This window comes from Micromonospora citrea, assembly GCF_049629545.1.
Taxonomy (GTDB): Bacteria; Actinomycetota; Actinomycetes; order Mycobacteriales; family Micromonosporaceae; genus Micromonospora; species Micromonospora citrea_A.
Genome location: NZ_JBNADX010000006.1, coordinates 124,437 through 139,416, shown reverse-complemented (window position 1 = coordinate 139,416; position 14,980 = coordinate 124,437). Strand labels below are relative to the sequence as shown.

2 protein-coding genes are annotated in these 14,980 nt (G+C 76.9%); both read left to right on the top strand.

The features are described from left to right. Positions 1–8 precede the first annotated feature (8 nt). Complete coding sequence (locus ACPFP2_RS09825; RefSeq protein ID WP_424088211.1) at positions 9–9,440, top strand: type I polyketide synthase; 9,432 nt, start codon at positions 9–11, stop codon at positions 9,438–9,440. A 25-nt stretch (positions 9,441–9,465) separates the two neighbouring features. Then, positions 9,466–14,925 (top strand): type I polyketide synthase, encoded by a 5,460-nt coding sequence (locus ACPFP2_RS09820; RefSeq protein ID WP_424088210.1) that lies wholly within the window; start codon positions 9,466–9,468, stop codon positions 14,923–14,925. Positions 14,926–14,980: the final 55 nt, after the last annotated feature.

Sequence of the window (14,980 nt, the reverse complement as noted above, 5' to 3'; positions counted from 1 at the left end):
GCACTCCGATGGCCAATGAAGACAAGCTCCGCGACTACCTCAAGCGGGTCATGGCGGATCTCCACGACACCCGCCGCCGGCTCAGCGAGGCACAGTCCCAGGAACTGGAGCCGGTCGCGATCGTGGCGATGAGCTGCCGCCTGCCCGGCGGAGTACGCAACCCGGGAGACCTGTGGGAGCTGCTGCGCGACGGGCGGGACGCCGTCGCCCCGTTCCCCGACGACCGGGGCTGGGACCTGGAGCGGCTCTACCACCCCGACCCCGACCACCCCGGCACCTCGTACGCCCGCGAGGGCGGGTTCGTCGACGGGGCCGGCGACTTCGACCCGGCGTTCTTCGGCATCTCGCCCCGCGAGGCGTTGACCATGGACCCGCAGCAGCGGCTGCTGCTGGAGACGTCCTGGGAGGCGGTCGAGGCCGCCGGCATCGACCCGGCGTCCCTGCGCGGCAGCCGGACCGGGGTGTTCGTCGGCACCAACGGGCAGGACTACGGCACCCTGCTGATGATGTCGCCGGACGGCGACGAGGGGCACTCGATGACCGGCGGCGCGGCGGCAGTCGCGTCGGGCCGGGTGTCGTACACCCTCGGGCTGGAGGGCCCGGCGGTCTCCATCGACACGGCCTGCTCGTCGTCGCTGGTGGCGCTGCACCTCGCGGTGCAGGCGCTGCGGGCGGGGGAGTGCGACCTGGCCCTGGCCGGCGGGGTGACCGTGATGGCCACCCCCGGGCTGTACATCGGGTCGAGCCGGCAGCGTGCCCTGTCGCCGGACGGGCGGTGCCGGTCGTTCGCCGCCGCCGCCGACGGCGCCGGGTTCTCCGAGGGAGTCGGCTGGCTGCTCGTCGAGCGGCTCTCCGACGCCCGCCGCAACGGCCACCGGGTCCTGGCCGTGGTACGCGGCTCCGCCGTCAACCAGGACGGCGCGTCCAACGGACTCACCGCCCCGAACGGTCCGTCCCAGCGACGTGTCATCAGCCAGGCCCTCGCCTCGGCCCGGCTCTCCACTGTCGACGTGGACGTGGTCGAGGCGCACGGCACCGGCACCACCCTCGGCGACCCGATCGAGGCGCAGGCGCTGCTGGCCACGTACGGGCAGGACCGCGACGGCCACGAGCCGCTGCTGCTCGGCTCGATCAAGTCGAACATCGGGCACGCGCAGGCCGCCGCCGGCGTCGCCGGTGTGATCAAGATGGTGCTCGCCATGCGCGAGGGCGTCGTCCCGGCGACGCTGCACGTGGACGCGCCGTCGCCGCACATCGACTGGTCGGCCGGAGCGGTGGAACTGGCCACCGAGGCGCGGCCGTGGCCGGAGACGGGCCGCCCCCGGCGGGCCGCCGTCTCCTCCTTCGGCATCTCCGGCACCAACGCCCACGTGATCATCGAGCAGCCGGGGGAGTCCGACGACGCCCCGGCCGAGGTGCGGTCCCCGGGGCTGGTCGACGCGGCGGTGTCGGTGTGGCCGGTGTCGGCGCGGTCGAAGGGCGCGCTCGCCGGTCAGGCCGCCCGGCTGGCCCGGCGCCTGCGGGAGCACGACGGTCTGGATCCGGCGGCGGTGGCGTGGTCCCTGGCCACCACCCGGTCGGCGTTCGACCAGCGCTGTGCGGTGGTCGGGTCGAGCGTCGACGAGTTGCTGTCCGGCCTGGACACCGTCGCCGCCGGTGTGCCGGCGGGCACTGTGGTGTCCGGGGCGGTGTCGAACCACGGTGCCGGTCCGGTGTTCGTGTTCCCGGGTCAGGGCGCGCAGTCGGCGCGGATGGCCGCCGGTCTGGTCGGCCGGACGCCGGTGTTCGACGCGCGGCTGGCCGAGTGCCAGCAGGCCCTGGCCCCCTACCTGGATGTGGATCTCGTCTCGGTGTTGACCGGTGACGACGAGTCGTGGCTGGAGCGGGTCGAGGTGGTGCAGCCGGTGCTGTGGGCCGTCGGCATCGCCTTGGCTGCGGTGTGGCAGCACGTGGGCGTCACCCCGCAGGCGGTGATCGGGCACTCCCAGGGGGAGATCGGTGCCGCGTGTGTCGCCGGGATCCTGAGCCTGGACGATGCGGCGAAGACGGTGGCGCTGCGGTCGCGGGCCCTGGCGGTGTTGCGGGGCACGGGCACGATGGCCTCGATCGACCTGCCCGCTGACGCCGTGGCGGAGCGGTTGCCGGCGTTCGAGGGTGTCGGTGTGGCGGCGGTGAACGGGCCGTCGACGGTGGTGGTGTCTGGTCCGCCGCAGCCGGTGGCCGATCTGGTCGACGCCTGCCAGGCCGACGGCATCCGCGCCCGGCTGATCCCCGTCGACTACGCCTCCCACTCCGCCGCCGTGCAGGAGGTCGCCGAACAGCTCCGCGCCGACCTCGCGGACATCACCCCGCAGCCCGGCCACGTCCGTCTCGTCTCCACGCTGACCGGTGACTGGGTCGACCCGGCCACGATGACGGCCGACTACTGGTACGACAACCTGCGCCGCACCGTGCAGTTCGACGCGGCCGTGCGGGTGGCGATCGCGGCGGGACATCGCACGTTCGTGGAGATCAGCCCGCACCCGGTGCTGACCATGCCGGTGACGGCGATCCTGGACGACACCGACACCACCGGGCACACCCTGGGCAGCCTGCGCCGAGGCGACGACGACCCGACCCGGCTGCTGACCAACCTGGCCACCGCCCACACCATCGGCCTACCCGTCGACCTCACCAAGATCCTCACCCGCACGCCGACCGTCGACCTGCCCACCTACGCCTTCGACCACCACCGGTACTGGCCCGCGCCGCCGCTGTTCCTCAGCCAGGGCGACGACGAGCCGGACATCGACCGGTGGCGCTACCGGATCACCTGGCCGGCCCTGCCCGACCTGCCACTGAACGGCCTCGACGGCACCTGGCTGGTCCCGGTCCCCGCCGGGCTCGCCGACGACTCGCTGGTCGCCGAGGTGCTCGACGCGCTCGGCAGCGTCGGCGCGGACGTCGTACCCGTCGAGCTGGACCCGACCGCCGACCCGGCGGCTGTGGCCGACCTGCTGCGCGTCGCCCTCCCCGCCGACGGCGCGCCCGCCACGGTGCTGTCGCTGCTCGGCCTGGACGAGCGGGCGCACCCCGACCACCCGGCCACCTCACTCGGCGTCACCGGGACCGTCCTGCTGGTGCAGGCGCTCGGCACGCTCGGCGTCGAAGCGCCGCTGTGGTGCGCCACCCGCCGGGCCGTCGCCGTCGACGCCGGGGACCTGCCGCCCAACCCGGCCGCCGCCGCCGTCTGGGGCCTCGGCCGGGCGATCGCCCTGGAACACCCCGCCCGCTGGGGCGGCCTGGTCGACCTGCCCGACATCCTCGACCCGTGGACCGGCATGCGGCTCTGCGCGGCGCTCGGCGACACCGGCGGCGAGGACCAGCTCGCCGTCCGCGAGTCCGGCGTCCACGCCCGCCGGCTCACCCGCGTCACCGACCCCGAGCCGCCCGTCGACGAGGGCGACGACGGCCGGTGGACACGCGGCACCGTCCTGATCACCGGCGGCACCGGTGGCCTCGGTGGGCACCTGGCCCGCTGGGCGGCCCGCCACGGCGCGGCGCACGTGCTGCTGGCCAGCCGGCGCGGCCCGGACGCCCCCGGCGCCGCCGAGCTGGAGGCGGAACTGACCGACCTCGGGGTACGGGTCACCGTGGCGCGCTGCGACGTCACCGACCGCGCGCAGGTCGCCACCCTGCTCGCCGCCGCGCCCGACGACGCGCCGGTGACCGCGGTGCTGCACACCGCCGCCGTCCTCGACGACGGCATCGTGGACACCGCCACCGCGCAGCGCCTGCACACCGTCGCCGCCCCCAAGTGCACCGCCGCCGTGCACCTGGACGAGCTGACCCGTGACCTCGACCTCGACGCCTTCGTGCTGTTCTCCTCGGTCGCCGGCACCACCGGCAACGCCGGGCAGGGCGCGTACGGGGCGGCGAACGCCTTCCTCGACGCCCTCGCCGAGCGACGCCGCGCCGAGGGCCTGCCGGCGCTCTCCGTGGCGTGGGGCGCGTGGCGCGGGGCCGGCCTGCCCGCCGACAACGAGCGCGCCCAGCAGCGGCTGCGCCGCGGCGGCATGGTCGGCATGGACCCGGACCTGGCCGTCGAGGCCCTCGCCCGGGCGTTGCGCCGGGGCGAGGCCACCACGCTCATCGCCGACATCGACTGGGCCCGGTTCGCGCCCGCGTTCACCCTGGTCCGGCCCAGCCCGCTCATCGCCGACCTCGCCGAGGTACGCGAGGCCGCCCGCCAGGTCGCCGAGGAGGCCGCCGAGCGGGACGCGGACACCCCGTCCGCGCTGGCCCGCCGCCTCGCCGGGCTCTCCCCGGCGGAGCGCTCCGCGACGCTGCTGGAGCTGGTCCGCCAGTGCGCGGCCACCGCGCTCGGCTACGGCGCGGCCGACGACGTCCCGGCCGACCGGCCGTTCCGCGACCTCGGGCTGGACTCGCTCACCGCCGTGGACATGCGCAACTTCCTGGCCACCGCCACCGACCTGCGGCTGCCGGCGACCCTCGCGTTCGACTACCCGAACCCGACGGTGCTCGCCGCGCACCTGGGTGAGCTGCTCACCGGCGTCGCCCCGGCCACCGCCGCCCCCGCCCCGGCCACCGCCGTGGTCGACGACGAGCCGATCGCCATCGTCGCGATGAGCTGCCGCCTGCCCGGCGGCGCGGACAACCCGGAGCAGCTGTGGCAGCTGCTCGCCGCCGGCGGCGACGCGATCGGCGAGTTCCCCACCGACCGGGGCTGGGACCTCGACCGGCTCTTCGACTCCGACCCGGAGCACGAGGGCACCAGCTACGCCCGGGAGGGCGGCTTCGTCACCTCGGTCGCCGACTTCGACCCCGGGTTCTTCGGCATCAGCCCGCGCGAGGCGCTGGCCATGGACCCGCAGCAGCGGCTGCTGCTGGAGGCGTCCTGGGAGGCCATCGAGCGGGCCGGGATCGACCCGCAGGCGCTGCGCGGCAGCCCCACCGGTGTCTTCGTCGGCACCAACTACCAGGACTACCGCAACCTCATGTTCAGCGCCGAGGGCGCCGAGGGACACCTGATGACCGGCAACGCCGGCAGCGTGCTCTCCGGCCGGGTGTCGTACACGCTCGGGCTGGAGGGGCCCGCCGTGTCGGTGGACACCGCCTGCTCGTCGTCGCTGGTGGCCCTGCACTGGGCGTGCCAGGCGCTGCGCCGCGCGGAATGCTCCCTCGCCCTCGTCGGCGGCGTCACCGTCATGTCCACCCCGGGGGTGTTCGTCGGGTTCAGCCGGCAGCGAGGGCTGGCCCCGGACAGCCGGGTCAAGGCGTTCGCGTCCGCCGCCGACGGCACCAGCTGGGGCGAGGGCCTCGGCGTGCTGCTGGTCGAACGGCTCTCCGACGCCCGCCGCAACGGCCACCCCGTCCTCGCCGTGGTGCGGGGCAGCGCCCTCAACCAGGACGGCGCGTCCAACGGGCTCACCGCCCCCAACGGGCCCGCCCAGCAGCGGGTGATCCGGCAGGCGCTCGCCAACGCCGGCCTCACCGCCGCCGAGGTGGACGCCGTCGAGGCGCACGGCACCGGCACCCGGCTCGGCGACCCGATCGAGGCGCAGGCCCTGCTCGCCACCTACGGGCAGGACCGGGCGGACGGTACGCCGCTGCTGCTCGGCTCGGTCAAGTCGAACATCGGCCACACCCAGGCCGCCGCCGGAGTCGCCGGGATCATCAAGATGGTCCTGGCCCTGCGCTACGGCTACCTTCCGCCGACCCTGCACGTCGACGAGCCGACCGACCAGGTGGACTGGAGCGTCGGCGCGGTCGAGCTGCTCACCGAGGGCCGGCCCTGGCCGGTGACCGGGCGTCCCCGCCGGGCCGCCGTGTCGTCGTTCGGGATCAGCGGCACCAACGCGCACACCATCCTGGAGCAGGCCCCCGACGAGCCCACGCCGGCCGCACCCGCGGGGGACCCGGGCCGGCTGCCGGTGGTGCCGGTGCTGCTGTCGGCGCGTACCTCGGCGGCGCTGACCGCCCAGGCCGGCCCGTGGGCCGACCAGCTCACCGGGCCGGAGGCCCCGCCGATGGTCGACGTCGGCTGGTCCTCCGTGGTGTCCCGGGCCGCCCTGGAGCACCGCGCCGTGGTCCTCGCCTCCGACCGGATCGCGCTGCGCACCGGGCTGCGCGCCCTCGGCGCGGGTGAGGACTCGCCGCTGGTGGTCACCGGCACGGTCGCCGCCCGGCCGAAGGTGGCGTACCTGTTCTCCGGGCAGGGCGCGCAGCGGGCCGGGATGGGCCGCGAGCTGGCCGAGGCGTTCCCCGCCTTCGCCGCCGCCCTCGACGAGGTTTGCGCCGCCCTCGACGCGCACCTGCCCCGCCCGCTGAGGCCGGTGCTCTTCGCCGAGCCCGGCACCGACGACGCCGCCCTGCTGGACCGCACCGAGTTCACCCAGCCCGCGCTCTTCGCCGTCGAGGTGGCGCTGTTCCGGCTGCTACAGGCGTGGGGGGTGCGCCCCGACGCCGTCGCCGGGCACTCCATCGGCGAGTTCGCCGCCGCCCACGCCGCCGGGATGCTCTCCCTGGCCGACGCCGCCGAGCTGGTCGCCGCCCGGGGCCGGCTCATGCAGGCCCTGCCCGACGGCGGGGCGATGCTCGCCGTCGCCGCGACCGAGGCCGACGTGCTCGCCTCGCTCGGCGACCGGGCCGACCGGGTCTCCGTCGCCGCCGTCAACGGCCCCACCGCCGTGGTGCTCTCCGGAGCCGGCGACGCCGTCGAGGACCTGGCCGCCGAGTGGACCGCCCGGGGCGTGCGGGTCCGGCGGCTGACCGTCAGCCACGCCTTCCACAGCCCGCTGATGGACCCGGTCCTCGACGACCTCGCCGCCGTCGCCGGCCGGCTCGCGCACCGCGACCCGGACGTGCCGATGGTCTCCACCGTCACCGGCGGGCCCGTCGACGCGGCCGACCTCGGCGCCCCGACGTACTGGGTGCGCCACGCCCGCGACGCCGTGCGCTTCGCCGACGCCGTCGCCGCCCTGCGCGAGCAGGGCTGCACCGGGTACGTCGAGATCGGCCCGGACGGGGTGCTCACCGCCCTCGCCCAGGCCGTCCTCGCCGACGGCGCCCCGGCCGGCGCCCGGCCCCCGCTGGTCGTGCCCACCCTGCGCCGCGAGCGGTCGGAGCCGGCCACCCTGCTGCGGGCCGTCGCCGCCCTGCACACCCACGGCGTCAGCCCGGACTGGTCCGCCCTGTACGAGGGCACCGGCGCGCAGCGCGTCGACCTGCCCACGTACGTGTTCGACCGGCAGCGGTACTGGCCGGAGCCGCCGGCCTGGGCCACCCTGCCCGCCGAGGACGACCGCACCGAGGTCGAGCGCCGGTTCTGGGCGGCCGTCGAGGCCGAGGACTTCGACTCCCTCGTGCACGAGCTGGAGGTGGACCGCGACCAGCCGTTCGGCACGGTGCTGCCGGCGCTGTCCGCGTGGCGGCGGCGCGGCCGGGAACGGTCGCTGGTGGACGCCAGCCGGTACCGGGAGGTGTGGGAGCCGCTCGCCGTGACCCCGGCGACGCAGGAGCCCGGCCGCTGGCTGGTGCTGCTGCCCGCCGACCGGGCCGACGACGCGGACCTGGACTCCTGCACCTGGACCCTCGGCACGGACGTCACCACCGTGCCGGTCGACACCGCCGCCGACCCCGACGCGCTCGGCGGGCAGCTCGCCGACGTGCTCGGCGAGGCGCTCGACGGGGGCGACGGTCCACTGTCGATCCTGTCCTTCCTCGGCCTGGACGACGCCCCGCACACCGATCACCCGGCGCTGCCCCGGGGCCTCGCCGCGACCGTACGGCTGGTGCAGGAGCTCGCCGACCTCGACGCGGCGGCCCGGCTGTGGTGCGTCACCCAGGGCGCGGTCGGCGTCGGCGAGGGCGACGCCCCGGTCAACCCCCGGCAGGCGGCGCTCTGGGGCCTGGGCCGGGTGGCCGCCCTGGAACAGCCCACCCGCTGGGCCGGCCTGGTCGACCTGCCCGCCACGATCGAGAGCTGGACGGCGATGCGCCTCGGCGGCGTCGTCACCGGCGACGGCGCGGAGGACCAGCTCGCCGTGCGGGAGTCCGGCGTGCTGGTACGGCGGCTCGCCCCGGCCGTGACCGACAGGGAGCCCGAGCCGTGGCGGCCCCGGGGCACCGTGCTGATCACCGGCGGGGCCGGGGCGCTCGGCGGGCACGTGGCCCGCTGGGTGGCCGGCGCCGGCGCCGAACGGGTGGTGCTCACCAGCCGACGCGGCGCCGACACCCCCGGCGCGACGCAGCTGCTGGCCGAGCTGACCGCCCTCGGCGTGGACTGCCGCGTCGCCCGGTGCGACGCCGCCGACCGGGCCGCCATGACCGACCTGGTCGCCGACCTGCGCCGGGAGGGCCCGCCGCTGCGCGCGGTGGTGCACGCCGCCGGAGTCAGCGAGGTCGTGCCGCTGGCCGAGACGACACTGGAGGACCTGGCGTACGTCATCGCCCCGAAGCTGGTCGGCGCGGAGCTGCTCGACGAGCTGCTCGACGGCGTCGAGCTGGACGCGTTCGTGCTCTTCTCGTCGATCGCGGCGGTGTGGGGCAGCGGTGGGCAGGGTGCGTACGCCGCCGGCAACGCCTACCTGGACGCGTTCGCGCAGCGGCGGCGCGGCCGGGGCCTGCCGGCCACCTCGGTGGCCTGGGGCCCGTGGACCGAGTCGGGCATGTTCACCGACGGCGCGCCGGAGCAGCTGCGCCGCCGGGGACTGCGGGTGATGCCGCCGGGCGTGGCGATGGCCGGGCTGCGGCACGCCCTCGCCGCCGGCGACACCTGCGTCACCGTCGCCGACGTCGACTGGGCCACCTTCCACCAGCTGTTCACCGCGCTGCGGCCCAGCCCGCTGCTGGCCGACCTGCCGGCCGTACGGGCGCTGACCGCCCCCGTCGCCGCGCCGGAGACGTCCGCGTCGGCCGGCCGGGACCTGCTGGCCGGGCTGCGGGCGCTGCCCGGCGAGGAGCGGCGGGCAGCGGTGCTGGAGATGGTCCGGGTGGACGCGGCGAAGGTGCTCGGGCACTCCTCCGGCGACGCGATCGAGACCGACCGGGGCTTCCTCGACCTCGGCTTCGATTCGCTGACCGCCGTGGAGCTGCGCAACCTGCTCACCGCGGCGACCGGGCACGAGCTGCCCACCACGGTCGTCTTCGACTACCCGACCCCGGCCGGTCTCGCCGACCACCTGTACGCGGAGCTCTTCGGCGACGTCGGTGCCGCCGACGGCGACGAGGAGCAGGTCCGCCGGGTCCTCGCCGCGATCCCGCTGGACCAGCTGCGCGAGGCCGGCCTGCTCGACCAGCTGCTCCAGCTGGCCGGCACGGTCACTGGTCCGGCCGCCCCACCGGTGGCCGCCGTCGCGACCACGGCGCCGGAGGCGGAGATCCGCGAACTCGACGTCGCCGGCCTGGTCCGGATGGCCCTCGAAGGCACCGACTCGTGACCCGGCCGGCCGCAAGGAGCCCCCGATGAGCGTCTCACTGGACGAGGTCGTCAGCGCGCTGCGCGCGTCCCTGCTCGACAACCAGAAACTGCGGCAGCAGAACCAGCAGCTCGCCGCCACCCTCACCGAACCGGTGGCGATCATCGGGATGAGCTGCCGCTTCCCCGGCGGGGTCCGCTCGCCGGAGCAGCTGTGGGACCTGGTCGCCGCGGGCCGGGACGCGATGGCCCCGTTCCCGGACGACCGGGGCTGGAACCTCGACGCGCTCTACGACACCGACCCGGCCAGCCGGGGCACCTCGTACGTGCGCGAAGGCGGATTCCTGCCCGACGCCGGGGACTTCGACCCCGCGTTCTTCGGCATCAGCCCGCGCGAGGCCCTCGCGATGGACCCGCAGCAGCGGCTGCTGCTGGAGACGGCCTGGGAGGCGTTCGAGCGGGCCGGGATCGACCCGACCACGCTGCGCGGCGCGCCCACCGGGGTGTACGCGGCCACCAGCAGCCAGGGCGACTACGCGGCCCTGCTCGCCGGGGTCGGCGGCGGCGTCGAGGGCTACCTCGGCACCGGCAGCGCCGCCGCCGTGGCCAGCGGCCGGATCTCGTACGCCCTCGGCCTGGAGGGGCCGGCGGTCACCGTGGACACCGCCTGCTCGTCGTCGCTGGTCGCGCTGCACCTGGCCTGCCAGGCGCTGCGGCTCGGCGAGTGCACCCTCGCGCTGGCCGGCGGGGTGTCGGTGATGGCCACCCCGACGGTGTTCGTCGAGTTCTCCCGCCAGCGCGGCCTGGCCACCGACGGGCGGTGCAAGTCGTTCGCCGCCGCCGCCGACGGCACCGGCTGGTCGGAGGGGGTCGGCATGCTGCTCGTGGAGCGGCTCTCCGACGCCCGTCGCAACGGCCATCCGGTCCTCGCCGTGGTGCGCGGCAGCGCCGTCAACCAGGACGGGGCGAGCAGCGGGCTCACCGCCCCGAACGGTCCCTCCCAGCGCCGGGTCATCACCCAGGCGCTGGCGAACGCCGGGTTGAGCGCCGACGAGATCGACGTGGTCGAGGCGCACGGCACCGGAACCACCCTCGGCGACCCGATCGAGGCGCAGGCGCTGCTGGCCACGTACGGCCGGCAGCGGCCGGCGGACCGTCCGCTGCTGCTCGGTTCGGTGAAGTCGAACATCGGGCACACCCAGGCCGCCGCCGGTGTCGCCGGGGTGATCAAGATGGTGCTCGCGATGCGGCACGGGGTGCTGCCGCCGACGCTGCACGTCGACGAGCCCACCCCGCACGTCGACTGGTCCGCCGGGGCGGTGACCCTGCTGACCGGTGCCACCGGATGGCCGGAGACCGGCCGGCCGCGCCGGGCCGGGGTGTCCGCGTTCGGGGTCAGCGGCACCAACGCGCACACCATCGTCGAGCAGGCCGACCCCGCCGACGCCGGGGCCGTCCGGCCGGCCGGGGCACCCGCCGCAGCGGCGCCGTGGATCGTCTCCGCCCGCTCCGCGCCGGCCCTGGCCGGGCAGGCCCGCCGCCTGCTGGACCATCTGACCGCCCACCCCGACCTGCGCCCGGCCGACGTGGCGTACTCGCTGGTCACCACCCGGGCGGCGCTGCCGCACCGGGCCGTGGTGACCGGCGACGACGTCGACGCGCTGCGCGCCGGCCTGCGGGCCGTCGCCGAGGACGCCGCCAACCCCCACGTGGTACGCGGCCTGGCCCGCCCCGCCGGGAAGCTCGCCTTCCTCTTCACCGGCCAGGGCGCGCAACGCCCCGGCATGGGCGCCGAGCTGCACCGCCGTTTCCCGGTGTTCGCCACCGCCTTCGACGAGGTGGCCGCCGAACTCGACCGGCACCTGGCCCGCCCGCTGCGCGAGGTGGTCTTCGCCGAAGCCGGTACGCCGCAGGCGGCCCTGCTGGACCGCACCGAGTTCACCCAGCCGGCGCTGTTCGCGTACGAGGTGGCCGCGTACCGGCTGGTCACCGCGTGGGGGCTGCGCCCGCAGCAGCTGCTCGGCCACTCCGTCGGCGAACTGGCCGCCGCGCACGTCGCCGGGGTGCTGTCGCTGGCCGACGCCGCCGCCCTGGTGGCCGCCCGGGGCCGGCTCATGCAGGCCCTGCCCGAGGGCGGGGCGATGCTGGCGGTACGCGCCGGCGAGGCCGAGGTGACCCCGCTGCTCGGCGACGGGGTGGCCCTGGCCGCGGTGAACGGGCCGGCGTCGGTGGTGCTCTCCGGCGACGCCGACGCGGTGCTGGCGGCCGGGGACCGGCTCAGCGCCCAGGGCCGGCAGGTGCGCCGGCTGCGGGTCAGCCACGCCTTCCACTCCGCCCGGATGGATGCCGTGCTGGCCGACTTCCGGGTCGTCGCGGAGAAGGTCACCTGGCACCCGCCGACGCTGCCGCTGGTCTCCGACCGCACCGGCGCGGTGCTCACCGCCGCCGAGGCCACCGACCCCGGCTACTGGGTCGACCACGTCCGGGACACGGTCCGCTTCCACGACGGTATGGCCACCCTCGCCGCCGCCGGGGCCGGCACGTTCCTGGAGCTGGGGCCGGACGGCGCGCTCACCGCGATGGCCCGGGAGTGCCTGCCCGACGCCGACCCGGGGGCCTTCGTCCCGGTCGGCCGCCGCGACCAGCCGGAGGCCGCCACCCTGCTCGCCGCTCTGGCCGCCGTCGACCTGCGCGGGGCCGGCGTCGACTGGGCCGCCCTCTTCGCCGGCACCGACGCCACCCGGGTCGAGCTGCCCACCTACGCCTTCGACCACGAGCGGTACTGGCCCGAGCCGGTGGTGCTCGACCTGGACCCCCGGCCGGCGGCCGACGCCGCCGACGGGGAGTTCTGGGCCGCCGTGGAGAGCGACGAGCCGGCCGCGCTGGCCGCCGTCCTCGGCGTCGACGCCGAGCGGCGGGCCACCCTGACCGACCTGCTGCCCGCCCTCGCCGCCTACCGGGGCCGGCGGCGTCGCCGCGACGAGCTGGACGCGCTGCGGTACCGCGGCACGTGGACCCGCGTCGATCCGCCGCCCGCCACCGTTGCGGCCGGCGCATGCCTGGTCGTCGCCGACCCGGGCGCCACCCCCGATCCGCTGCTGATCGCGCTGGCCGCCGCCGGCCTGTCCCCGGTGCCCGTGTCGCCGGACGACCTGCCGGCCGCCCTCGCCGGCCCGCCCCCGGCCCTGGTGCTCTCGCTGCTCGCCGTGGACACCGCCACCCCGCACGGCGGCGGGGTCTGGGCGTCGGGTCCGCTGGCCGGCACCGCCGCCCTGGTCCGGGCCCTCGCCGCCGCCGGGTCCACCGCGCCGGTGTGGTGCGTGACCCGGGGCGCGGTCGTCGCCGACACCGACGACGCCGCGCCGGACGTCGCCGGGGCAACCGTCTGGGGGCTCGGGCGGGTGCTGGCGCTGGAGACGCCCCGGCTCTGGGGCGGCCTGGTGGACCTGCCGGCCGACCCGGACGACGCCGCGTACGCCGCGCTGGCCCGCGTGGTCGCGGGCGGCGGCGGCGAGGACCAGCTCGCCGTGCGGGCCGGCGGGGTGTACGCCCGGCGGCTGGAGCGGGCCCCCACCGGCCCGGCGTCCGACGAGGACTGGCGGCCCCGGGGTGCGGTGCTGGTGCACGGGACGGCGGCCGTGCGTGCCCCGCACCTGCTGCGCTGGCTCGCCGAGCGCGGCGCGTCCCACCTGCTGCTCGCCGGACCCGACGCCCCCGCCGACCTGCCCGTCGCGGTCACCGTGGTCGACGGCCCCGCCGCGCTGCCCGCCGCACTGGACCTGCTCGCCGCCGCCGGCACGCCGGTGCGCACGGTGGTGCACGTCGCCGACTCCGGCGGGGCCGGCGACCCGGTCACCGCGACCGACCCGGCCGGGCTGGCCGCCGCCGTCGCCGATCAGGTCAGCGCCGTGGCGGCGCTCGACGCCGCCGTCGCCGACCGGCCGGTCGACGAGTTCGTCGTCTTCACCTCCACCGCCGCCACCTGGGGCAGCGGCGGTGCGGCCGTCGCCGCCGCCACCGGCGCCGGCCTGTCGGCGCTGGCCGCCCGCCGCCGGGCCGCCGGCCGGCCGGCGACCGTGCTCGCCTGGGTGCCGTGGGCCGACGAGGTCGCCGAGCCGGCCCCGCTGCGCCGCCGGGGGATCCGGCCGCTCGACGCCGACCTGGCCGTCGCCGCGGTGCAGCAGGCGCTCGGGCGCGGCGACGACGAGGTCGCCGTCGCCGACGTCGACTGGCCCACGTTCATGCCGGCCTTCACCGTGGTACGCCCCAGCGCGCTGCTGCGCGGCGTGCCCGAGGCGGTGACCGACCCGCACGGGCGCGACGGCGTTCAGCCGGCCGACCCGGCCCGGGCGTTGCGCGACCGGCTGGCCGGCAGCGCCGCCGCCGACCGGCACCGCATCCTGCTGGACCTGGTCCGGGCGCACGTGGCCACCGTGCTGGGGCACGCCTCACCCGGGGCGATCGAGGCCGACCGGGACTTCCTGGAGCTGGGCTTCGACTCGCTGACCGCGTTGGAGCTGCGCGACGCGCTGCGCCAGGACACCGGCGCGGAACTGTCGGCCACCCTGCTGTTCGACCATCCCACCCCGACCGCGCTGGCCCGGCACCTGCTCGACCGGATCCTCGGCGCGGACGCGGCCGGCGACCCGGACGGCGGCGCCGCCGAGGGCACCCCGGAGGGGGCGGGCGGCATCCTCGGCGGCCTGTTCCGTCAGCCGAAGGCGCGCGAGGACGCGGCCGGGTACGCCGAGCTGCTGGTCAAGCTCGCCCAGTTCCGGCCCGCCTTCACCGAGCCGGCGCAGCTCACCCGCCCGGCCGGCGTCCTGCGGCTGGCCGAGGGGCCCGGCGTCCCGGTCGTCTGCTGTTGCACCATGTCGCTGCTCTCCGGCCCGCACGAGTACGCCCGCGTCGCGGCCGGCTTCCGTGGCCGGCGGGACGTGTGGGCGCTGCCCAACCCCGGGTTCGGCGTCGGCGAGGAACTCCCCGCCGACCTGCCCGCGCTGCTGCGGGTGCACGCCGACACCGTGCTGCGCACCGTCGGCGACGGCCCGTTCGTGCTGGCCGGGCACTCCGGTGGCGCGATGGTGGCCAACGTGCTCGCCCGCGAGCTGGAACACCAGGGCCACCCACCGGCCGCGGTGGTGCTGATGGACACCTACCCGGCGAACAGCGAGGTGCTCGGCGGCTGGACGTCGCAGCTGCTCGACGGGATGGTCGAGCGGGACAGCGCGTACACCCCGATGGACGACTACCGGACCACGGCCTGGGCCGGGTACCTGCCGCTGTTCCTCGACTGGCAGCCCGCGCCGATGGACGCGGCGACCCTGCTGGTGCGGGCCAGCCGACCGCTGGGGGAGTGGACCGGTGAGCCCGACGGCTGGCGGTCGCGGTGGCCGTACCCGCACGAGGCGGTGGACGCGACCGGCGACCACTTCACCATGGTCGGCGAGCGGGGCCCGGAGCTGGCCGCGACCGTCGACGAGTGGCTGGCCGGACGCGGTTTGTGACCAGGGGTGCGGCGCGCCCCTGGCCTGCCCCTAGCACCCCCTATCGACGTGACGG